Origin of the sequence: Polyangium fumosum (genome assembly GCF_005144585.1) — a bacterium.
Classification (GTDB): Bacteria; Myxococcota_A; Polyangia; order Polyangiales; family Polyangiaceae; genus Polyangium; species Polyangium fumosum.
The window spans coordinates 114551-135903 of record NZ_SSMQ01000019.1 but is presented as its reverse complement, the minus strand read 5'-3'; the positions used below and the strand labels follow the sequence as shown (position 1 = coordinate 135903).

The 21353-nt window shown below is 69.3% G+C and carries 15 protein-coding genes; 6 read left to right on the top strand and 9 right to left on the bottom strand.

Annotation, left to right across the window (positions count from 1 at the left end; all coding sequences use genetic code 11):
• Window positions 1-7 precede the first annotated feature (7 nt).
• On the top strand, window positions 8-2350 hold the full coding sequence (locus E8A74_RS19835; RefSeq protein ID WP_136930604.1) for an ankyrin repeat domain-containing protein: 2343 nt from the start codon (window positions 8-10) through the stop codon (window positions 2348-2350).
• On the opposite strand, the gene E8A74_RS19830 is transcribed toward E8A74_RS19835, so the two are convergent.
• The 3 genes from E8A74_RS19830 to E8A74_RS54005 form a co-directional block, all read right to left on the bottom strand.
• The gene (locus tag E8A74_RS19830; RefSeq protein ID WP_136930603.1) at window positions 2309-4585 is read right to left on the bottom strand and encodes an ATP-binding domain-containing protein; all 2277 of its coding nucleotides are present in this window, start codon (window positions 4583-4585) and stop codon (window positions 2309-2311) included. The two genes, E8A74_RS19835 and E8A74_RS19830, sit on opposite strands and share 42 nt — an antisense overlap.
• A gap of 130 nt (window positions 4586-4715) precedes the next feature.
• Window positions 4716-6023 carry a monooxygenase gene (locus E8A74_RS19825; RefSeq protein WP_136930602.1) on the bottom strand — a complete coding sequence of 436 codons (1308 nt, stop codon included), beginning with the start codon at window positions 6021-6023 and terminating at the stop codon, window positions 4716-4718.
• A gap of 11 nt (window positions 6024-6034) precedes the next feature.
• Window positions 6035-6667: a TetR/AcrR family transcriptional regulator gene (locus E8A74_RS54005; RefSeq protein ID WP_211365401.1), complete on the bottom strand. Its 633-nt coding sequence runs from the start codon at window positions 6665-6667 to the stop codon at window positions 6035-6037.
• Window positions 6668-6750: 83 nt separating this feature from the next.
• Here E8A74_RS54005 and E8A74_RS19815 point away from each other — a divergent pair, with 83 nt between their 5' ends.
• Window positions 6751-7530: an enoyl-CoA hydratase/isomerase family protein gene (locus E8A74_RS19815; RefSeq protein ID WP_136930601.1), complete on the top strand. Its 780-nt coding sequence runs from the start codon at window positions 6751-6753 to the stop codon at window positions 7528-7530.
• A 9-nt stretch (window positions 7531-7539) separates the two neighbouring features.
• Here the strand turns inward: E8A74_RS19815 and E8A74_RS19810 are convergent, their stop codons facing one another.
• Together E8A74_RS19810 and E8A74_RS19805 are read right to left on the bottom strand one after the other, a co-directional pair.
• A complete protein-coding gene (locus tag E8A74_RS19810) occupies window positions 7540-8754 on the bottom strand; it encodes a PAS domain-containing protein (RefSeq protein WP_136930600.1) in 1215 nt (404 codons plus the stop codon).
• A gap of 91 nt (window positions 8755-8845) precedes the next feature.
• Window positions 8846-10582: an aldehyde dehydrogenase family protein gene (locus E8A74_RS19805; protein WP_136930599.1), complete on the bottom strand. Its 1737-nt coding sequence runs from the start codon at window positions 10580-10582 to the stop codon at window positions 8846-8848.
• 157 nt (window positions 10583-10739) lie between these two features.
• Here E8A74_RS19805 and E8A74_RS54000 point away from each other — a divergent pair, with 157 nt between their 5' ends.
• Window positions 10740-11891, top strand: coding sequence for a hypothetical protein (locus E8A74_RS54000; RefSeq protein WP_211365400.1), 1152 nt, complete (start codon window positions 10740-10742; stop codon window positions 11889-11891).
• Window positions 11892-11924: 33 nt separating this feature from the next.
• Here the strand turns inward: E8A74_RS54000 and E8A74_RS19795 are convergent, their stop codons facing one another.
• Entirely contained in the window at window positions 11925-13385 is a 1461-nt protein-coding gene (locus tag E8A74_RS19795) for a hypothetical protein (protein ID WP_170229238.1), read from the bottom strand.
• A 131-nt stretch (window positions 13386-13516) separates the two neighbouring features.
• On the opposite strand from E8A74_RS19795, the gene E8A74_RS19785 reads away from it, so the two are divergent.
• Together E8A74_RS19785 and E8A74_RS19780 are read left to right on the top strand one after the other, a co-directional pair.
• Window positions 13517-14287 carry a hypothetical protein gene (locus E8A74_RS19785; protein ID WP_136930596.1) on the top strand — a complete coding sequence of 257 codons (771 nt, stop codon included), beginning with the start codon at window positions 13517-13519 and terminating at the stop codon, window positions 14285-14287.
• Window positions 14288-14508: 221 nt separating this feature from the next.
• Window positions 14509-15381, top strand: a complete 873-nt coding sequence (locus E8A74_RS19780) for a hypothetical protein (RefSeq protein ID WP_136930595.1) — start codon at window positions 14509-14511, stop codon at window positions 15379-15381.
• On the opposite strand, the gene E8A74_RS19775 is transcribed toward E8A74_RS19780, so the two are convergent.
• The 3 genes from E8A74_RS19775 to E8A74_RS19765 are packed head-to-tail and all read right to left on the bottom strand — an operon-like array spanning window position 15326 to window position 17560.
• On the bottom strand, window positions 15326-15904 hold the full coding sequence (locus E8A74_RS19775; protein ID WP_136930594.1) for a DedA family protein: 579 nt from the start codon (window positions 15902-15904) through the stop codon (window positions 15326-15328). The two genes, E8A74_RS19780 and E8A74_RS19775, sit on opposite strands and share 56 nt — an antisense overlap.
• Window positions 15905-15927: 23 nt before the next feature.
• A complete protein-coding gene (locus tag E8A74_RS19770; protein WP_136930593.1) occupies window positions 15928-16752 on the bottom strand; it encodes a hypothetical protein in 825 nt (274 codons plus the stop codon).
• Between the two features lie 49 nt (window positions 16753-16801).
• Window positions 16802-17560: an alpha/beta hydrolase gene (locus E8A74_RS19765; RefSeq protein ID WP_136930592.1), complete on the bottom strand. Its 759-nt coding sequence runs from the start codon at window positions 17558-17560 to the stop codon at window positions 16802-16804.
• A 237-nt stretch (window positions 17561-17797) separates the two neighbouring features.
• Between E8A74_RS19765 and E8A74_RS19760 the strand changes: the two genes are divergently transcribed.
• Window positions 17798-21349, top strand: coding sequence for a nitric oxide synthase oxygenase (locus E8A74_RS19760; RefSeq protein WP_170229237.1), 3552 nt, complete (start codon window positions 17798-17800; stop codon window positions 21347-21349).
• The last annotated feature ends 4 nt before the right edge of the window (window positions 21350-21353 follow it).

Here is a 21353-nt window from a genome sequence, read left to right as displayed (position 1 = left end):
TGCCGGCATGTTGCTCGGCTTCGGCCCTCGCGCACGCGCGTACGCCGCGTGGCCCACGTTGGTTCTCGCCGCGGGGCTCGTCGCCGCTTGCGACAAACCTGCGTCCGGCCCCACGCCCCCGGCCGCGTCCGCGTCGGCCTCCGCGCCCGCACCCGCGCCCATCGCCGCACCGCCGGAGCCTCGGCCGGGCGAATACGACGAGCCACGCCGCGTCCTCGCGCGCATCCAGGGCAACCTCGAACGCGTGGCCGATGGAAAGGAGCCGGCGCCATTGCCCGCGGGTGTAGAGGCGCATCCGTTCGATGCGCTCGCCGGGGCGTACAAGGCCGTGCTCGCGGGGGATCCGAGCGCGGCGGACCAACTCGCGGCGGTGGCCGAGGCGGCGCAATCGAAGCTCGACGCCCTCCTCGCCGCGGCCCGGCGCGAGGGCAACGAGGGCAAACCCAAGGACGGCGACACGGCTGATTACGTGCGCCGCGTCGGGGCGATCGCCAAGGCGAAAGCCGAGGGGCCCGAGGGGACGATGATCCGGCTCGTGGCCACGATGCGGCTCGTCGATGCCGCGCTCGTGCTCGCGAGCGCGGACGACTATCGGAACGTGGAGTACGACCTCTTCAAGCGGTCGGAGGGGTACGTCCTCCGCGAGACCGATCGGTACCGCGACGGCGATTGGCTGCGCCTGCCCTGCCGTACGATCCTCGGCCGGCGCGCCCTCGTCGAGGCGGCCGCGAAGCGCCTGGAAAAGGCCGCAGGCCCTGTCCTCGGTTGCCCCACGCCCGCCGGCCGGGAGCTCGATTTCGATTTGATGGAGCGTTTTGCGAAGGACCCGGCCGCAAACGTGGCGGACGTGCTCCCCAAGAAGGCCGAGCCACCGAAGGAAAAGCCCGCCGCCGCCGAGCCGACGGTGCCCCCCGAGCCCTGGGATCACGACACGGCGCTCGTGTTCATGGGAGAAAAACCCGACGCGGCGGAGAAATCGCTCGAAGCGGCGGCGAAGAAGAGCGTCGTGGGCAAGCTCGATCACGCGCTGTTCTTGCATGCGTTCCGGCCGCCCTCGGCGGCGCGTGACGCGCAGATCAAAAAGCTCCTCGGGGAGGTCGAGAAGGCGAGCCGCGCGGCGGCGAAGAAACACGACGACGAATTCATCCTGAAGGACGAATCCGTTGGCCTCCGCGCATACGACGGCACGGACGCGAGCCTGCTCGGGCTCCTCCGGGTCGCCTCGTCGACCGAGGCCGCGAATACGTCGCCGGCCTTTTATGCCATCCCTTGCGCCGTGCTCGTCGCGCGGCCGAAGCTCCTCGAAGCGACGACGCCGCTCTTCGGGGGCAACCGCGACAATTTCCTTCCGCGCTCGGGTTGTAGCTGGGGGCGCGGCTTCGTGCGGGGCTTCCCCGACCGGGAGCTCGCTGCGTACACGAAGGCGAGCGTCGAGGCCGACGGCAATTTCTACCTCAACCACGGCGGCACGCTCCGCTTCGCGCTGGCGAGCGCGCTCAAGGCGCAAGAGGAGACGATGCGGGTCAACCCCAGAGCGCTCCTGGACAGACCCGAGCCAGCCATGGCGCCCTACGAGACCTGGTCGTACATGACCCCCGAGAGCCGCGTCATCTTCGGTCGGCTCTCCCGCCTCGCCGAGGCCCTGGAGAAGAAGCTCGTCGCGCATTATCAGACCCGTGGCCTCGACGAGAAACAGGCGAAACACGCCGCGCACGTGGGCCTGTTCGAGGCCGTCTGGGGCGCCTCGTGTGGCGACGCGCCGCCGCCCCGCTCCTTGCGCAAGCTCGTCACGGGTGGCGCGCCGGCCGCGGAGATCCGCGCATTCATCCAGGCCGGTGAGCACAAGGACGCAGCGCGCCTCGCGCCCTTCGAGACTTGCGCGAAGAGCACGGGCAAAGATCCGCTCGTGCACATGGCGGTGCTGAACCCCGCAGCGCTGCCGATTCTGTGGGAGATTTCAGTCGACCCCGGCAAGGAGAGCGAGCTCGACCTCGTCGTCGATCCGAACGCGCCGAACGATTTCGGAAAAACCCCGCTCATGGCGGCCGCGCAGCAGGACCGCGTGGAGGCCGCGCGCCTCCTGCTCCAGCGCGGCGCCGCCGTGGATCGGACGACGTTTCAGCCGAACGATCCCAGGCTCGCGAGCGACGCGCGCACCGCGCTCATGTACGCGGCGGCGCGCGGCTCGCTGCCGATGATCCGGCTCTTGCTCGACGCGGGCGCCGACAAATATGCGGCCGATACGAAGGGCCGGCGCGCGTTGCATTACCTGCTCGGTCAGGGGCCGGTGCCGGCGAACCGTGTTCTTTCACCGGTGGAGCTTGCCGAGGCGACGAAGCTCCTCTTCTGAAGGCAAAATCGGCGAAGGCTCCCCCGGCGACACGATCCACACCCGCCGCATCGCGCGCGTCACGGCCACGTGGAGCGCCCGCCGATGCTCGGAGGCATCGGGCCAAACTTTCGCGCTCGCATCCGGGATGATGACGTAATCGAACTCGAGCCCCTTCACCTCGGAAACCTCGGTCACCTCGATCCCAGGCCCGAACGAAAAATCCCCATCCCGCACGAGGCGGCACGGCATGCCCCGCGAGACGGCCTCGTGCACGGCCCGCGCCGAAGCCTCGTCGCGCGCAATCACCGCCACGGAGGCATACGGGTCCTCGGCCCGCAAATGCCGCAGCGCTTCGCAAAGGACCGCCGCGGCGTGCCCCTCGCCGGCCGTGATCGTCCGCAGCACGTCTGCGCCTTCCCGCGGCGCGCGCGGCACCTCCGCGGGCGCATCCGCGCCGAGGATCACGTGGGCAAACTCCACCACGGGCCGCGGCGATCGGTACGATGTCTCCAGGAACGCCGGCTCGCTCCGCACGGCAAGCGCCTCCATCACGGCCTCCCACGAGCGGAAATGGCCCGACCTATCAATACGCTGCGCCGCGTCCCCGGCCACGGTCACGCTCCCCTCGGGATCGAGCGCGCGCCCGATCACGCGAAGCTCGATCGGCGCGAGCTCCTGGGCCTCGTCGAGCACGATGTGCGCATAACGCGAGAGCGCCCCGGCCCGCGTCGCGCTCGCGCCCGTCCGGCGATGGAGCAATTCGAAGAGGAGCGCATAATCCTCCACGTCCACCGTGCCCGACGTCTCCTCGGGCGTGCCCGCGTCGAGCGTCCGCCCGTCGAGCGTGGCGAGCCTGTCCGCGTCCACGTGTGCATACGCCTCCTCGCTCGTCATCGCGAGCTGCTGCTTCGTGTGCGCCGCGACCTGCTCCACGATCCCCGCGGGGAGATCGCCCTCCGAAGCCTCAATCGCACGCGCGAGCAGCGCCCGATCCCCGACGAGCCGACGGTGATCCCCCCGCACCCGCGCGAGTTTGTCCTGCTCCTCGGCCAGCGCCTCCCGGAGGAGCCGCCCCTTCTCGCCGGTCGTTTCTCGCGCCAACCCCACCTCGATCACCCGCAGCCGGTCCCGCAGGAAGGGCTCGTCCCGCGCTTCGAGCGCCTTCCGGAGCGCGCCGCGGAAACCCAGCAGGCGGTCGAGCTTGCGCGCGATCGCGCGCGTGTCCTCGTCGATCAGCCGATCGATCGCCGCAAAAAGTGCCGGATGCCGCTTGAGGCGGCTCGCGGCGAAGGGCGGATCTGGCGGCTCATGGTGCGGCACCCACGAAAACACGCGGCGCGCCTCGGCGCGGATCCAGTCCTCGAACGTGCGGACGAAGACGCCCTCCACGGCGAGCCCTTCGAGGATCCGCTCGGACAAACGACGGAGCCCCGGCTCGGGGACGAGCACGAGCATACGTTTGGCCGGAAAGACCTCCGGGAACCGCCGGCGCAGCGCGGCCACGCGGTGCAGCGCCACCGTGGTTTTTCCCGACCCGGCCGAGCCGAGCACGAGCAGCGGCGCGCGTGGCTCCCGATCGACGAGGGCCTGCTGCTCGGCGTCGAGCGTGATGAAGGGATTGCGTGTCTCCGGCGTCCGCCGCGGCGACGTGGGATCCACGAGCCGCGGGGCCCATGCGCGCGGCTCGAAGCGCCACGTGTCCCCCTCGCGCAGCAGCACGCCGCCCGAGACGGTGATGCTCGCGAGCGCGCCGCCTTCGAACGTCAGGAGACGCCGCTCCTCGACGTGGCCCTCGATGACGCGGCCGTCCACCTCGATCTCGTAGTCCTCGCCCTCCTCGCACGAGAAAAACACCTCGGCGATCGGCGATTTTCGCCATTCCACGATCGTGACGCCGCGCTTGCCGTCGAGCAGCGGCGCCGCGCCGAGCAACACGTCTCGGACGCGGCCTGCCACGCGGACGCGGAGATGCGCGAAATAAGGCGCCGCCGGATCCGGCAGCCTGTCCACGCGTGCCCGCGAAAGCCGTGCCTGCTCCTCGTGCATTTGCGCGAGCAGCGCCGGCTTGTCCTCCTCTCCAGCCGAATTCCATTCGTCCCGGAGCGCGCGCAAGCCGTCCCCATCCGGCCGCGCGCCACGACGAAGGCCTCGCGCCTCTGCGAGAGCCTCGTGCGTCCGCGCGAGGAGCCGGAGCTCCTCGGCGACGATAGGCCCGGGTTCGCTGGAAAAGGGCCGTTCGCCCGTACCTTCCATGCTCCCTCCCGCCGGGTGACGAAAAGGTCACCGGCGAGGCGGAAACTACGGGCGGGGCCCCTTTCGAGCAAGACTTGAAAACGAGAATGTTTTTGCTAAGATGTATGGCGTTGGTGAGGGGGACGATTCGTCACTCGGTGACGTAGACGGTGCCGAGGCACATCTCGTCGTTCGTCCCCTCGCCCCAGTTGATGTCGTACATCTCGGGGTTGTCCCAGGTGCACTTCAGGTGGAGCTGATCGCCGGGCTCGAAGCGGGTGGGCGTCTTCAGGCGATAGCTCCCCTGCCAGTGGAAATTCCAGGACGGGATGTCGAGGAGGCATTGCTCCGCGCCGCCACGCACGTGCTGGAGCGAGCTGCTCTTGCCGCGCGTGTGCATGTGCAGCCCGCCGCTGTAAATGTTGACGGCCGTGTTCGACGGCAGGGCGCCGCCCGTGGCGAGGCTCAAGTACGCCGTCGGATCGGCCGTGACCTCGTGGACGACGTCGCTCGTGTGCGCGGGGATCGTCATCGTCTGCTGCGTGACCCAGGAGATCTTCGTGAACGGCATGATCGCGGCCTTCTTCTCCACGGTCTTGTCCGTGCGCACGAGGAGCTTCGTCTGATCCGGGACCGGCGCCGCCGACAAAGTGTTGTAATGCATCTGCACGATGAGCTTCGAGCCCGGTGGAATCTCGATGCCCGTGCCCTCCGGATAATCGGCGCCGGTGCTGCCCGGCACCCACGCGCCGACCCAGCCCGCGGACGAAGGCCCGCCGCCGGGGCCGCCGTAGCAGGTCCAGCCAACGCCCGGCTCGGCGTCGTCGAGCGCCTGGAAATCAGCGATTTTGTCCGGCTTCGCCACGAACGCGATGACGTGATGGACGATCGGCCGCTCGCCCGGCTCGACGCCGAGGCCCGTGATGTACGTCGTCTCCTGCGCAGGCCAGTCGACGAAGAAACAATGGTAATCGTCCGGCGAGATCTTCGGCGTGTAGGCCTCGGGGATCGGCAATTCGAGGTCGATGCGGGAGAGCGTCTCCGCGTTGTCCACCACCGCCACGGGCGCATCCGCGGGGTTGCCCTCGGGCGCCCCATCCGCGATCCAGCGCTTGATCGTGTCGATCTGCTCGTCCGAGAGCGACCGATCGCCGAGGTAATCGTTGCAATCGTTGTCCAAAGGCCAGGGTGGCATCGTTTTCGCCACGACGGCGGCCTCGACGGCCCCGCGCATCGCGTTCACCTCCTCGTACGTCGTGAGCGCGAATGGGCCGACGCCGCCCTCCGCGTGGCATTTGCCGCATTTCGTGTCGACGAGTGGCTTGACGTCGCGATGGTACGTCGGTCCTCCCGCCGCGGGCGTGCCCGGCCCGCCGCTGCTCCCTCCATTCGTGCACCCCGCCAACACGCCGAGCCCCACGAGCACACACGCGATCCGGACGCCGTCGAAAGCAAGCATGTTCTCCTCCTTCACCGCGGTTGATTCCGCGCCGCGCGCTCGAGCATTCCTTCGAGCTCGATCCGCACGGCGCAGGTGGCCTCGTCCACCGAGAGCTCCTGGTTTCTCCGGAGCTCCTCCCACATCAAAAAACTCGCCGCCGCCGCGAGCCCCCCGAGCAGCACGCCCCGCGCCTCCTCCGGCGCCGCCTCGATCTCGGGCTCGAACACCGCGCGAATGGCGGCCCGGTGCCTACGCGCCGCCTCGCGGAGCTGCCCCGCGAGGAATGCCGAATCGTACGAGAACAGCACGGCCGCGCGGCGCACGGGCGCGACGTGCTCGTGGAATCGACAAATCCCCTCGGCGAGGGCCCGCGCCCGCTCCGCCGCCGTCCCCTCCCGCGGGAGCTTCGGCCAGAGCGCCATGACCGTCTCCATCCGGCGCCGCGCCGCGCACGCGAGCAGGTCGTCGAGATCCGTGAAATGGTTGAAGATCGCCCGCCGCGACACCCCCGCGCGCTCGGCGACCCGCTCGGCCGAAGGACGCACGACGCCCTCCGAGAGCAGCGCGAGCAGCGCCTCCACGATCGCCTCCCGCGTGCGCTCGGCCCGCGCGTGTCGCCCATCGGCCTGCGTCTGCGTGGCGGACTCCTTCGCGCGGGTCACGAGGACCACTCTACTTATCTGCACTCATGGTGCAAGTAGTTTTTGCACGTCAAGTGCATGTTCTATCGTGTTAGAGGCCTCGCATGCCTGACGTCCACCTCGAACGCGACGGCGCCGTCGCCACGCTCGTCCTCGACGATGCGCGCCGCAAAAACGCCATGAGCCCCGAGCTTGGAGACGCGCTCGCCGCGCGGGTCCGCGAGATCTCGCGCGACGCCTCCGTGCGCGCCGTCGTGCTCGCGGGCGCGGGGGACGCGTTCTCCGCGGGCGGCGACCTCGCCATGCTCGAACGCCTGCGCGCCGCGAGCTTCGCGGAGGCGCGGGCCTTCATGCTCGGGTTTTACCACCGGTATCTGTCGATCACGGAGCTCGACGTGCCCGTGGTCGCGGCCGTGCGCGGGCCGGCGATCGGCGCGGGCCTCTGCGTCGCGCTCGCCGCCGACCTCGTCGTCGTCGACGAAGACAGCCGGCTCGCCCTGAATTTCGCCTCCCTCGGCCTGCACCCGGGCATGGGCGCGACGTACCTCGTTCCACGCCGCGCAGGCGCCGAGCGCGCCGCCGAGCTCCTGCTCACCGGCCGCCGCTTCACGGGGCGCGACTCCGCCGCCTGGGGCATGGCCCTCGAAGCGCTCCCCGGCGATCGCGTGCGCCCCCGCGCCGCCGAGCTCGCCGCGCAAATCGCGGAGTCGGCCCCGCTCGTGGTGCGCGCATTGAAGCGCTCCCTCGGCATTCACCGCGGCGCGCTCGCCGAGGCCCTCGACCGAGAGGCCTACGAGCAGGCCGTGAGTTACGCGAGCGAGGACCTCGGCGAAGGCCTCAAGGCCACGAGCGAGAAACGAAAGCCGGCCTTCTCCGGCCGCTGAATCCGCGATTCACGCGTTTCCCTCGGACCGTCCCCGCGGCCGCGCGGCCGCCTTCCGCGCCGGCACGCGCATGCAGGCGCGCAGCGCGGCGCGCAAATCCGGCCACGTGCGCGCGCCGCCGAGGTCGGCCGAGAGCGAGACGAGCGCCTGCGCCACCTTCGGCTGAATGCCCGAGAGCGCGCCCTCGGCGCCGAGGAGCTGCACGGCCCGCAAGATGCGCACGATGTGCTCGGCCACGGCCCCGTCGACCTCCTCCACGGCCGTCAGATCGATGATCACGTGCTGGCTCTGCGTCCGCACCACGGTATCGAGCAATCCCTGCATGATCCGCTCGGCGCGCTGATCGTCGAGCACGCCCACCACGGGGAGCGTGATCACGCCGTCCCATACCTCGATGATCGGCAACGAGAGGTGCTGGATCTGCTCCTTTTGCTCGGCGATGACGCGCAGCTTCTCCTCGATCTCCTGCTTCGCCGTCATGCGCGCCGTCACGTCCGTGATGAACCCCTCGAGCGCGACGAGCGCGCCCGGCGCGTCGAATACGCCGCGCCCCCGCTCCTCCACCCATCGCAGCTCGCCGAACTTCGGAAAGACGCGATATTTCAGGCTGTAGGGGATACGCGCTGCGACCGCCGCCTGAATTTCGTCCCACACGCGCGCAGCGTCCTCTGGGTGGACGAGGTCGGCGAAGGAGAGCACGGCGCCCTCGCCGACCATCTCGTCGGCCTTGTACCCACAGACGAGCTCACAACCCGCGCTCACGAACTCCATGGTGTACCGTTCGTCGTTGCTGCACCGGTAGACCATGCCCTGCAGGTTCCCGAGCAGCGTGCCGAGGAATCGCTCTCGTTCCCGCGCCTCGGCCTCCGCGCGCCAAAGTGCGGTCACGTCGTGCGCGACAATGCGGAAAAGCCGATGCTCGGCAAAGGAGACGCCGCGCCATTCGAGCCAACGCAGCTCGCTGTCGGGCCGAACGAGCGGGAGATCAAACGAAACGACGTCCCGTGTCGTCCCGCGCACGAGCGCCGCCGACGCCTCTGCGCGGGCGTCCGGCGCGAAGAGCGCGACGAGCCCCGCGGCTTGGAGTTCGTCCTCGCTCCGCCCCGCGACCTGGCAAAACGCCGGGTTCGCGCAGACGATCCCCCCATCGAAATCCACCTCGAGGCAAGGAGCGGACTGGAACCGGAAAAATCGCTCGGCACTGGGATCTCGATGCGTCGTCATACAAATGGAAAGCGGGTCCGAGATCCATCTCAACCGCGGGGTCGACCCAGGTCAAGACCAACCAGCGCGAAATCGTGCGCGAAGAAAAGCGTCAGCCGCGCAACGCTGCCATTGCGACAGCCGGGATACGCCCCCATCCAGGTCGGGCGTAATACCGAAGCAGCCGCTCCGCCGTGACGGCCATATTGCGGTGATCGTAGAAGAAGGGTGGCCGTGGAAACGTCTTCAGCGGTCCCCGGAGAACGGCCTTCTCGATACGACCGAGCATGACGGTGTTGTGCACGAAGCCGATGCCGCTCTTCACGTCGGCGAGCGTCACGCTCGGATGACCCCCCCAGGGCGCCGTGACGGTCCCGTACACGAGCCCAGGCCAGTGATTCACGGCGACGGCGCCATAACGGAGCTCGTCGATGGCGCGCTCCAGAGCAGCCCCGACGACGGGATCTTCCTCCAGAATGCTCGGACAAACGATCGACGCGGAGAGCGTGCCCCAAAGGGTGTCGTTGCAGAAACGCGTCGCGGCTGCGAGAAACTCGGCCGGATCCTGGGAGCCAACCGAGACCTCGCTGACGATGCCGCAGAAGGGCTCGGTCGAGAACAGCGGCTCGCGCGCGTCCGCCGCATCGAGGTCGGTGATCATCGTCCAGGGAAGGGTCCCCGGGCTCGCCTCGCCGACGAGACGCACGCGCTCGTGCCCCTTCACGAGCGAAGCATGACGCAGCGGCGCGCCCGGATAATACGCCTTCCGCGGGCGAACCTCGCCGAGGGCCTGCTGGAGTTTGTCGAGGAACAGGTCCCGCTGCGCCCAGCCACGGGCGAGGACGAGCATCTTCGCGGCGTTGCAGTTGAACGAGGCGTTGTTGACGATCTGCGTGGCGATGCTCCGCACCTGGAACCAGAGCTCGTCCTCGGCGTAGAGGTAGGGCACGACGACGACGGGGCTCACGTTGCCGAGCTCCGAGGTGATGGGCTTCTTCAGGACGGGATCGTTCGCCGCGCGCCGGGCGTCCTGCTCCTCGCCGGGTTTGCCCCACACGATGAGGTCGTGCGTGTGCTGCGCGCCCGTGATGTGCACGTGCGAGACCAGGCGGTGCGACGCGAGGTAGCCGCCGACCTCCGCCCCGCCATGCACGATCCGGACGAACCCCCGCGAGACGAGCGGCGCGAGCATGTCCTCGAGGATCGGCCCGAGGTACGCGTTGACCGGGCTCGTCTTCAAGACGACGACGCGCCCCTCGTTGAAGAGCGTGTGCAGCGTATCCATCGGCCCGATGCTCGCGACGTTGCCCGCGCCGAGCACGAGCGAGACGCCGCCTTCGGGGTCGGCTTGCCTGTAAAACGTGGCCTGCTCGGCGCGGACATCGGCGCGTCGGACGCCACGCTCGAGGTGCACGTCGCAGGTGAACCCCGAGAGCAGCGCGCCGTCCGCGCCGCGCATGGGGAAGACGCGGACCTTCGTGCGGCCGTCGTCCTCGCGGACGGCGCGGAAGGGCAGGCGGGGCGCGCCGCGCGTGGCGATCTGGTCGAGGGCGTCGGCGAGGGCGGAGACGTTGCTCGCGATGGTGCAAGGGCCGGCGAGCCACTCCTCGCCGGCGATGGGGGCGGCGGGGTCGATGCCTTTTTCGAGGCAGCTCGCCTGGACCATTCGCAGGGCGGCGGCCTCGACGCGAGGCAGGACCTCCTCGCGCAGGAGCCGGGCCTTGTCCCGCGGGGGCAAACGCGCGAAGGCGCGGGCGTTATCCCCGAGCTCGGCGAGGGCGCGGTCGAGGTCGTTGGGGCTGGGCTCCACGCGGGAGATGGGGCGGTCTTCGGCGACGCTGACGGTCATGAGGGGCGGGAGGGTAGCCCAGGCGGCCGAGGGATTCGACAGGGGGCTTGGGGGGCGGAGGTCCGATCTCGAAGCGGAGCCCCCAAACGTCGAGGACGCGCGGGAGCGTTGCTTGTGTCGTGGCGCGTGGGGCCGGGCTCCGGTACATTCGCAGACGATGGCACGTCGTTCTTCGCCTTGGATCTTGCTCGCCACGGTCACCGCGGCGCTCAGCGTGACCGCGGCCGCGCCGGCGCAGCAGCCTTCCCCCTCGGGGACGGCGACAGCCCCCACCGCGCTCCCGACCCCGCCGCCTCCGCCGGCGCAGGGACAACCGCCGCAGGGCACGCCGCCGCAAGGGCAACCGCCGCAAGGACAACCGCCGCAGGGCACGCCGCCGCAGCAGCCCGGCTACCCGCCGCAGCAGCCGGGGTATCCTCCGCAGCAGCCGGGATATCCGCAACAATACCCACAAGGGTACCCGCAGCAACAACCGGGCTACCCGCAGCAACAACCGGGATATCCGCAACAATATCCGCAGGGGTATCCGCAGCAACAGCCGGGCTACCCGCAGCAGCAACCCGGCTACCCCCAGCAACAGCCCGGCTATCCGCAGCAGCAGCCCGGGTACCCGCAGCAACAGCCCGGCTATCCGCAGCAGCAACCGGGGTATCCGCAGCAGGGATACCCGCAAGGCTATCCGCAAGGGTATCCGCAGGGCTATCCGCAAGGCTATCCGCCGCCGGCCGGTTATCCGAACGCGGCAGGCACGGGCCCGACGCCGCCTCCGCCGCCGCCGCCGCCGAAATGCTGTCGCTGGTCGGCGCGCGTGAATCCGTTCGACCTGCTCTTCCGGCGCCTGAGCTTCGAGGCGGAGGTCGCTGTGTGGGGTCCGATCGCGGTGCAAATCTCGCCGACGTGGATCTGGGGTTCGCCCACGGAGAACCTCGACGCGAGCGGCTGGGCGCTGGCCGGCGATATCGGCGTGTATTTCGAGGGCAAAGCGCTGCGTGGCTTCTGGCTCAAGGGCCACGTCGGCTACGAGAGCTTCGACGCGACGGTGACGCACCCGCAGCTCACGAACGTGAGCGCGACGCAAAACGTGAGCTCGATGATCCTCGGCGGCATGATCGGCAACACCACGGTCTTCACGCGCGACGGCGGATTCTCGCTCTCCGGCGGCATCGGCATCGGCGTGGCATTGGCCGATCCGGTCACGATCATTGCGGAGTCGAAGGATCCACGCTTCCCGAGCGTCGGGGTGACGTTTTACGACAAGGAAGGCGCGATCCAGATTCTGGGGACGTTCGGGCTCGGGGTGACGTTCTGAGCGATCCGCCGATCAGGGGTTCGGCCCCGATCCTCATTTCGTCTTGAACCGCAGGACCCCGTCGGGCACGAGCAAGGCGGGGTTCGGCGCGGTCTTCGTGCCGGGCTCGAGGTAGGCGCGGAACGCGATGACCGCGACGCTGCCCGGTGCAATGCCGTTCGGGCACGGCGCGTCCGGGACCTCGAGGCAAAACGCCTCGCCATTGCAGCTTCGCGCGATCTTGTACGCGTAGAGCTTGTCCACGAGCGGGTGGTTCGGCAGGTACTTCGCTGCGCTGCCTTTCCAGCTCTTGCTCGAGACGGCGGCGACCCCGACGAGGTGCTGGAGCGCGTAGACGCTTGCATTCGCGTACGTCGCCTTGCCCGTCTGCGAATGGTCGACCCCGTGGACGATGATGAAGTCTTTTGCATTCACGGGCCACAGGAAGGGCCCCGTGGCCGGATAAATCGTGTCGCGATTGTCGCCGGCGCAGCTCTTCTCCCCGGCGATGCAGGCATACGGATCGGGCGTCCCTTCCGTCATCGTCTCGACCGTCGCGTCATGCGTGCCGGCGTACGCCGCGAGGATCGCTTGCTCGAGCTCCGCGGCGGCCGCGGCGTAGGTCGGGTTCTCGTCGTTCATCGCGTCCTTGGGTCGCGGCGTCGCTTTCGCATAAGGCTCGGCCGCGGCGGGCGGCGTGGAGGGGGTCAATCGATAGACCGTGGCCGGCGGCGCGTTCAACCAGGCGTCTCCGGCGGCCTCGTCCTCGAAGATCGCGGAGCGGAAGAGGACACCCAATGTATCGTCGGTCTCCTCGAGCCCGAGGTGCGTGTTCATGGAATCGATGGGCGCGATGTTCACGGCCGAGGCGGGAATGCCGGCCGCGATGGCCGCCTTCTTCACGCGCTCGGCGATGGTGGCGTCGGGCGTGTGCACGATGAGCGCGCGGCGGCCGTACTTGACGCCGTCCATGGGCCCGTCGACGCCGATCACGCCGATGTTGAGCGTCTCGGCGAGGCTCGCGAAGACCGGCGTGCGCGTCTTCGTGCCGGTGCCGTCGTCGCGGGCCATGAGGTAATCGGTGAATCCGAAGTAAGCGACCGACGGCGGCGTTTCCCCGAGCCATACCACGGCCTCGTCCGCGCGGAGGCGGTAGGTATTGGCGAGCCCGGCCGCGTCCTCGTCGGGGTTCGGCGTGGTTTGCCCAGGAGCGCGGGGGAGGTAATACGCGGCATAGGGGCTCGAAGGATTGTTTCCGGCGCAGGATTTGCCCTCGGCGCAACAATCGGCGAGGTCGAGGAGCTTGAACGTCCCTTCGCGCACGGAGAAGCTGTCGGCTTCGAGCGCCGCGACGAAATCGATGGGCGCGCCACCGGAGCCGCCTTGGCCGGAGCCGCCCGCGCCGCCTTGGCCTTGGCCGCCGGCGCCGCCCGAGCCCCCGGGCGTGCCGGAGCCGGAGGAACCACAGGCGGCCAGGGTGAGGCCGAAGAAAAGGAGAGGGAGGTGCTTGGTCATGGCGGCTTCGTCACCCGGGAGGGGTGAAAGGTTAAAATCTCGAGGCGACACCGGATTGCTTGCCGGCTCGCCCCCTTCGACGTGCCTCGCCGCCCTTCCCCTCGCTCGCCATCTGTGTTAAGCGCCCTCACATGTCCCAATCTTCCCTCGATCTCGCCCTTTATGCCCGCGCCCCGATCATGACCCTGGAGGGTGGCATCACCTTGTGCCGCGTCCTCGCGGAGTCTTGCCCCGCGGGGATGCCTTCCTCGGTGACGAAGGCCGCCAAACGGCTCGTCGAGACGGCCGAAGCCGCGCAGGTCGCGCATACGGCGCGCAAGAAGGCGCTCGGCAAGGGAACGGACGAGGATTCGCGGCCCATCGATCGAGCTGGTGACAATTCGTGGAGCGCGCTGCGCGGGCGGCTCCAATCCTATGCGATGCTCCCCGAGGCCACGTATCCGGACGCGCGGCGCGCCGCGCAGATCCTCGCGGAGCTGTTCGGCGAGGCCGGGCTCTTGTTCTTGACCGAGTCCTACCCCGAGCAATATGCCATCGCGGAGTCCGTGCTCCGGCGCATCGACGGCGAGCATTTTGCGACCGATATCGAGCGCATCGCGGGCAAGGAGTTCCTCGACAACGTGCGCGTGCAGCACGTCGCTTATGGCAAGATGGTCGCGGGGCTCCTCCAGCGCGAAACGGCGCTGACCCAGGATCTCGGCGCGCACGTGCGGGCCATGGGGGAAGAGCTCGTCGAGTACGCGACGAAGGTGCTCGCCACGGTGGAGCGAGACGAGCCGGCGACGATCACGCGGGCCCGGACGGCGCTACGGCCGATCGACGCGTTCCGGGAGGCCACGCAGAAGCGGCCCTCGGGCGGGAGCACGGCCGCAGAGGCCGAAGGGTCTCCCGAGAACGGGTGAAGGCGGGCCGCGGAGGCCGATCGGTCTGGCCGAGGCCCTTGCGAGGCGCGCGAGGAGGTCGATGGGCCTCGAAGGCGCGGCTTCGAGGGGTCTCGGGAGGCAGGAAGGTCTCCGAAACGAGCCGCGTACGGGACGAGGGAAGGAGGATCGGCTGTTCTGAAGTGGTTTCAACCTGATCGGGAAGCCGTTGTGCTTTCCAGATCACATTTTAGGGGGTACTCATGAGACATCACAACCTGGCATCCCCGCCGAGGGATCTCCTCTGGCTGCGCCGCCTCTTCACGATCTTCGTCGTCCTCGGGGTCTACTCTGCCGCCCGTGCGTGGCGAACGCCCGACGCAGGAGGCCCCCCCTTCGACATGCTTTACCACCTCGTGCTCCTGCCGCTCATGGGAGGCGCGTGTGTGGCGGCGTGGCGTGGTCATTTTCGGACGTTCGTTCTCCTTGCAATCGTCGATCGAGCCATCAGCGGCTTCGGCGCGCTCCTGTATTTCCTCAGGATGGCGCTGCCGAGTTCGATGTTCTATTCGACCAAGCACCCCGATTACCTCGCCTGGAACTTTCTCTGTGTCGCACTCTCGACGACCCTTTTGATTTACCTTTCTCGCAAATACCCGCCCGATGTCCAGGCCCTCTCCGGTCGAGCCCCCATCGCGCTCCGCGTGCTTCAAGGCGGCCTCCTCCTCGTCGCCGCGGCCATCGCCATCGATATAGCTCCCGAACTCCGCAGGCACGTGACGGAAGAGAGCCCTCACGGGCATTCGTGTTCCTGGTTCCTCGCCCAGGCGCTGGTCGCGGTTTTGCTGGGCTGCGCGTTCCTCGCGGGCGTCCGAAAGAAGTGGTCGACCTTCGTCTCGCTCGGCCTCATCGGCTCGACGCTCACGGCCTTCTTCAATTTCACCCACCTCATCATGGACAGCTACCAGGACGAGGCCTACGGCACGGCCTACGACCCCCTCTACCTCTCCCGCAACCTCCCCGTCTTCGCCTTCGCGCTCTTCTCCGTCGTCTACCTCGCTCGACGTTTCCCGCCCCGCATCACCGCCCCTTCGAAGCCGTCTGCCGCCGGGAGACCCTCTCCCGCAGCAGATTGAACCCGAAGATCGAAATCGCCGCGAGCACCGCGCCCATCGCGAGCCGCTCGTCCCAGGCGTGCAGCTTCCCCCGCGCCGCCTCGACCGCCTGCCCGAACAGATACCCCGCCCCGGTGACGAGCACGGCCCACACCGCCGCCGAGATCACATTCAGCACGAGAAAACGGGCCGTCGGAATGCGGCTCAGGGCGATCGCGACCGGCGCCACGTTGCGAAGTCCATAAATGAACCGGAATCCCAGAATGAACAGCACCGGGTGCCGCTCCAGGAGCGACGTCGCCCGCCCGATGTGCGACGCGAGCTTCGGACGCCGATCGACGAAGGAACGCCCGAAGCGCTTGCCGAGGAAATACGCGACCTGGTCGCCCATGGCGGAGCCTACGAACGCCGTCAAGACGACCCACGAAAACCGCAGATGCTGCTGATGGGCCGCAAACCCCCCGAGCATCGCCACGGTCTCGCCCTCGAAGAACGTGCCGATGAGCACGGCGACGTACCCGTACACTTGAATGAGATGCTCCACGTCCCCCCCGTGGCGTCACCCGCTCAGAACACGATGCGCCCCATCAAAAGCCGCACGCCCGCCGATTTCGGCGTCGCTTGCACGAGCTTGATCTCGGTCTTGTTCAAGAGGACGAGCGTGATCCCCGTGGCCACCAGCGCCGCGCCCACGCCGAGCGTGACGAAGCCGCCCGTCGTGAGGGCTTTGTTTTCGCCCTGGGTCACCTTTCCTTCGCTGTTCAGCGTCGCGCCGTCGGCGCTGTATCCAATGCCCAGCATGATCGCGCCGCCGAGGACGGCCGCGCCGCCGAAGCCGCCAAAAAGAAACCCGAGCTGCCGGCCCAGGAAGCTCCCGCCGTCCACGTTCGCCACGACGTCGCCGCCCACGTTCGACAGCAAAAAACCCCGCGAGGGCACCATTCCGTCGGCGCCGAAGAAAAAGACCTCGTTTTTGCGGCCGTCCACGATCCGATCGCAGGGCGCCTCGCACGCCGTCCGCACGAAGATCCCCTCGCCCGCCTGATCCGAGACCACCCCCGCGATCCGCAAGAGCTTCACCCCCGGCCGGTCCGCCTCGATGTGAATCCGCGGCGTGCCTTTCCCCGGCGCTTGCGCGGGCTCCTTCGCCGGCTCCGCGGCGGGCACCGCGGGCTTCGGCGCCTCGGGTTTGGCAATGCCGGACGGCGGCGCCATGGGCTCGGCGGCCTCGGGCACCTTCGGCGACGCCGGCTCCTGCCCCGGCGCGGGCGGCGCAGGCGGGGCGTCGGGCGGCGCGACGGGCGCATCGGGCGGGCCCGGGATGGCCTGGGCAAACGCGGGCGGCGCGAAGGCAAGGGCGGCAAGGACGGAGGCGAGGCAGGCAGAGCGCATGAGGCTCTCCGATACTGGCGAAACGCGCCCCGGGCAAGGGGAAATACGATCAGCGCCGCCACTTCCGGCCGAACAGGAATCGAATCGCGCCGGGCGCTCGCCGGCGCCAGTTTTTTTCGTTGTGGGCGCCGCGTTTTGCCGCGACGAACTTCAGCGAATGCGGATCGTAGCCGCGCTCGACGAACCTGGTTGCGAGGCGCTCGGCCGCCCGCAAGAGGCCGCCGCCCGCCTCGAGCGCGCCCGCGTCGAGGTAAATGCGCGAGGCGCGCGGGCGCGGGTGCGCGTCGATCCAGTCGAAGATCGCGCCTTGCCCGATCTGGAGCGACGGCGACATGCTCATCGCCAGCCCGAACCGCTCCGGCGCGCGGAGGTGCACATAAAGCGCGGCGAGCCCGCCCATCGAGGAGCCGCCGACGCCCGTGTCGGCCGGATCCGTCGACACCCCGAAATGATGTTCGATATGGGGGCCGAGCCCGCCGCGCATCCAGTCGAGCAAAAGCTCGAGCCTGCCGGGACCCGCGCGCGTCGGGAACGGCGAGAGCTCCTCGATGCGCTCGTGCCCGCCGTGGTCGATGCCCACGATCACGGGCACACGCTCGCCGCGCGCCGCGAGCCGCGCCCCCACCTCGTGCAGGTGCCAGCCGCCGACGAACGAAGGTTCGTCGTGGAAGAGGTTCTGCCCGTCGAAAAGGTAGAGCACGGGCGGCTTCATCGGCGCGCGGCGCGGCGGGACGTACACGCGGACATGACGCGCCGAAAGGCCGGGGACGTGAAACGGGCCGAGGAGATGAACGGTGGGTTCGGACATGAGGTAGTCGAGATTGCGCGAACAGGACACACCTGGAGCGCCGACCCGTTCGGCGCTCTGCGAGATCGCGAAGCGAGATCGCCTCGGGGGGTGAATCGACCGGGCTTTGCCCGGGCGAGAGGGGGACGCGAGGCGTCCCCCTCGGGACAAGCTCGTTCACGCGAGCGTGCGGTGTTGTCCCACATTTCCGGCGACCTTGCGAGGCCGCGCGCATGGATGGTAAGGGACGTGGCGATAATGACCCACGACGTCGAAGGCTTGATCCGCGGGGCCGGCCTGCTCGAAGGCCTCGGGCAGGACGCGACGAACAGCCTGCTCGAAGGGATCGTCGTCCAGCGTTACGAATCCGGCGCGCAGATCGTGCGGGAGGGTGAAATCGGGGACGCGGCCTTCGTCCTGGTCGAGGGCATTTGCCAGGTGTTCGGCGCGCGGCCGGGCGGCGGCGTCATCCGCCTGGCGCGCCTCGAACCCGGCGCGCTTTTCGGCGAGCAAGCTCTGCTTGGTCGCTCGGGCGGGCGCAGGGCGGCCACCGTGCGCGCGACGGGCCCCGTCGCCGTGGCCCGCATCGCCGCCCAGGATTTCCGCAATACCCTCCCGCCCGACGACCCCCGCCGCGAGGCGCTCGTGCGCCTCGGCGAGGCGCAGCTCCGCGACCGGCTCGTGCAGCAGTCGAGCTTGTTTCGGGCATTGCGTGAGCTCGGCGGCGCCGAGGGCGGCGAGCACGACGGGCTCGGCGCCAAGCTCGTCACGTACGAGCGCGGCGAGGCGCTTTTTTATCAGGGCGAGCCCGCCGACGCGGTGTACGTCGTCGTCACCGGGGCCGTCGGCGTGTACGTCGAGAAAGACGGGCGCCCGCAGCTCCTGTCGCGCGTCGAGGCCGGCCATTGCGTCGGCGAACGGGGCCTCTTGCGCCGCGAATCCCGCTCGGCCACCGCCGTCGCCGAGGACCCGGTCACGGCCTTCCGCGTGCCCGGCGATCGATTCCTCGCGATCCTCGAGCAATCCGCCGAGCTGCGGGAATACTTCGACAGCCTGGAGAGCGTGTACGAGCTGCCCCACCGCGGGTTCGTCACCATCTTCGCGGGCAGGTTCCTGGGCAAACCCTGCATCACCTCGCTTTATCACCTGCCCCGCGGCCGTCACGCCGTCGCCTCGCACGTCCCGGGCGAGGAGCTGCACCACCTCGCCGTCAGCGAGCCGGGGCTCGAAGGCCCGCCCGACGAGCGCGGAAAATACCGATTCATCGACGCGCGCCGCGGCCTCGAACGCGAAATCGTGGTCACGCCCAACGACGGCCGCATCCTCTCGTTCACGGCCCGCGGCGACTGGGTCGATCTCCCCAAGCTCTACGCGCTCGCCCTCGAAGGCGGCTCCCTCTCGCCCTGGCAATGCGCGGCCTTCACCGAGACGGGCTCCATCGACCTCGAATCGCCGCCCTCGCTCCGGCCCGACGACGAGATCGTCTGCACCTGCATGCGCGTGCGCAGGCGCGACCTCCGCCGCGCCATCCTCGCCGGCTGCAATACGCCCGAGGCCATTCGCGACCGCACCCGCGCCGGCAGCGCGTGCGGCGCGTGCCTGCCCCGCATCGCCGACATGCTCGGCAAGAGCGCCTGGACCTCGGCCGAGATCGTGTCCGCCACCGATGTTTGTCCGGGCGTACGCGCCTTCCGCCTCGTCCCTCGCGACGGCGAGGTCCTCCCCGCCGAGCCGGGCCAGCACGTCGTCATCCAGGCCGAAATCGACGGCCGCTTCATCGAGCGCCCGTATACCCTCTCGGCGCCCACGTCGAGCGGCCAGTACGAGATCACGGTCAAGCGGCTCCCGGGCGGCGTGTTCTCCACCTGGCTCTTCGAGCGCCGCCCCGAGGACGCGCTCATCCGCATCTCCGCGCCCGGCGGCCATTTCACGATGCCGCCGAACGATCGCCCCGTCGTGTACCTCGTCGCCGGCATCGGCGTGACACCCGCCATCGCGGCGTGCCGCGCGATCCGCGAAAAGGGCAGCGCGCGCCGCGTCCACGTCGATTACTCGGCGCACAGCCCCGCCTCGGCCCCTTATGCCGACGAGCTCCACGCGCTCGCCGCCGCTTGCCCGAACGTCACGGCCCGCATTCGTTTCACCGAGGTATGGGGCCGGCTCGGCGCCGCCGAGGTCGCCTCGCTCGTCGAGACCCACCCCGACGCCGATTGGTTCCTCTGCGGCCCCATCCCGTATCTCCGCGCGATGAGCAAACTCCTGCTCGAACAGGGCGTGCTCGATACACACCTCCACATCGAGGAGTTCATCGCGGGCAGCGTCGTCGTCGCGCAGCCCGGCCGCAGGCCCTCCTTGCTCGCGCCCGCGACGCTCGTCCCCCCCGCGCACGTGCCGCCCTTGCACCTGCCGCCCTCGTTCCCCACGAGCCTCCTGCCGAAACCGCCGCCGGCCGTCGACATCTCTTATGCACCGGGCTCGTCCGCGCGCCCCGCCGCGCCGCCTCCCACGACGCCGCCGAGCGCCCCTCCACCACACGCCTCGGGCATGCTCCCGCCGGCCCCGGGCACCATCGCGCCGCCCTCGTCCGCCCCCGCTTCCTCGCCGATTCCCTCCTCCAGATCACGCGCGGACGGCGTTTGTCCCTTCGCGCACGGCACCCACCGGGAGGACGGCCTCGGCGTCATTCCGCCCGTCGTCGCGGGGCAGGAGACGAGCGTCGCCGAAGAAGCGCGGGCTTATCTCGCCCAGTTTTACCGGGAAAAGGGGGCACCTCGGGCATTCGAGGTCCGATGGGCCCAGGTCTCCGCCGAGCTCCAGCGCACGGGCACCTATGTCCAGACCTACGACGAGCTCTCCTTCGGCGCCAAGCTCGCCTGGCGCAACTCCACCCGCTGCATCGGGCGCCTCTTCTGGAACGGGCTCGAAGTGCGCGATATGCGCCATCTCACGGACGAGGACGAGATCCTCTCGGCCCTGGTCGAGCACATCGAGCTCGCCACGCACGGCGGAAACCTACGCGCCATGATGACCGTCCTCGCCCCGGCCAGCCGCGCCGGCGAGGGTCCACGTATCTGGAACGGTCAGCTCCTGCGTTATGCGGGATACCCGAATCCGGACGGCACCGTCACCGGGGATCCGATGAACGTCGAGCTCACCACGAAGGCGCTCGAGCTCGGCTGGAAAGGCGGCGCCCGCACGCGCTTCGACCTGCTCCCGCTCATCGTGAAGCTCCCCGGCCGCGAGCCGCGCTGGATGGAGATCCCGCGGCGCGTCGTGCGCGAGGTGCCGCTCGTGCACCCCGATCTGCCGTGGTTCGCCTCGCTCGGGCTCCGCTGGTACGCGCTTCCGGCCGTCTCCGAGCTCCTGCTCGACATCGGCGGCGTGAAGTATCCGGCCGCGCCTTTCAACGGCTGGTACATGGCGACCGAGATCGGCGCGCGCAATTTCAGTGATCCCTATCGCTACAACATGCTCCCCGTGATCGCCGAGCGGCTCGGGCTCGACATCCAGCGCTCCTCCTCGCTCTGGCGCGACCGCGCGCAGGTCGAGCTCGTGCGGGCCGTCGTACATTCGTTCGAGCGCGCGGGCGTGAAGATCGTCGACCACCACACGGCCTCCGAGGACTTCGTGCAGTTTGCCCAGGCCGAACAAGGCCAGGGCCGCTGCGTGCACATGCGCTGGAGCTGGATCGTCCCTCCCATCGGCGGCAGCGCGACGTCGGTGTTCTACATGGATGAGGACCGTCATCCCGATGTCATGCTCAAGCCGAACCTCTTCTATCAGCCGAAGCCCTGGACAGGGGCGGCCTGATCCT

What these genes read in the sequence shown, in the direction of transcription:
- E8A74_RS19835 (WP_136930604.1), top strand. Translation starts at nt 8, where the DNA reads ATGTTGCTCGGCTTCGGCCCTCGCGCACGCGCGTACGCCGCGTGGCCC.
- E8A74_RS19830 (WP_136930603.1), bottom strand. Translation starts at nt 4,585, where the DNA reads ATGGAAGGTACGGGCGAACGGCCCTTTTCCAGCGAACCCGGGCCTATC.
- E8A74_RS19825 (WP_136930602.1), bottom strand. Translation starts at nt 6,023, where the DNA reads ATGCTTGCTTTCGACGGCGTCCGGATCGCGTGTGTGCTCGTGGGGCTC.
- E8A74_RS19815 (WP_136930601.1), top strand. Translation starts at nt 6,751, where the DNA reads ATGCCTGACGTCCACCTCGAACGCGACGGCGCCGTCGCCACGCTCGTC.
- E8A74_RS19810 (WP_136930600.1), bottom strand. Translation starts at nt 8,754, where the DNA reads ATGACGACGCATCGAGATCCCAGTGCCGAGCGATTTTTCCGGTTCCAG.
- E8A74_RS19805 (WP_136930599.1), bottom strand. Translation starts at nt 10,582, where the DNA reads ATGACCGTCAGCGTCGCCGAAGACCGCCCCATCTCCCGCGTGGAGCCC.
- E8A74_RS54000 (WP_211365400.1), top strand. Translation starts at nt 10,740, where the DNA reads ATGGCACGTCGTTCTTCGCCTTGGATCTTGCTCGCCACGGTCACCGCG.
- E8A74_RS19795 (WP_170229238.1), bottom strand. Translation starts at nt 13,385, where the DNA reads ATGACCAAGCACCTCCCTCTCCTTTTCTTCGGCCTCACCCTGGCCGCC.
- E8A74_RS19785 (WP_136930596.1), top strand. Translation starts at nt 13,517, where the DNA reads ATGTCCCAATCTTCCCTCGATCTCGCCCTTTATGCCCGCGCCCCGATC.
- E8A74_RS19780 (WP_136930595.1), top strand. Translation starts at nt 14,509, where the DNA reads ATGAGACATCACAACCTGGCATCCCCGCCGAGGGATCTCCTCTGGCTG.
- E8A74_RS19770 (WP_136930593.1), bottom strand. Translation starts at nt 16,752, where the DNA reads ATGCGCTCTGCCTGCCTCGCCTCCGTCCTTGCCGCCCTTGCCTTCGCG.
- E8A74_RS19765 (WP_136930592.1), bottom strand. Translation starts at nt 17,560, where the DNA reads ATGTCCGAACCCACCGTTCATCTCCTCGGCCCGTTTCACGTCCCCGGC.
- E8A74_RS19760 (WP_170229237.1), top strand. Translation starts at nt 17,798, where the DNA reads ATGACCCACGACGTCGAAGGCTTGATCCGCGGGGCCGGCCTGCTCGAA.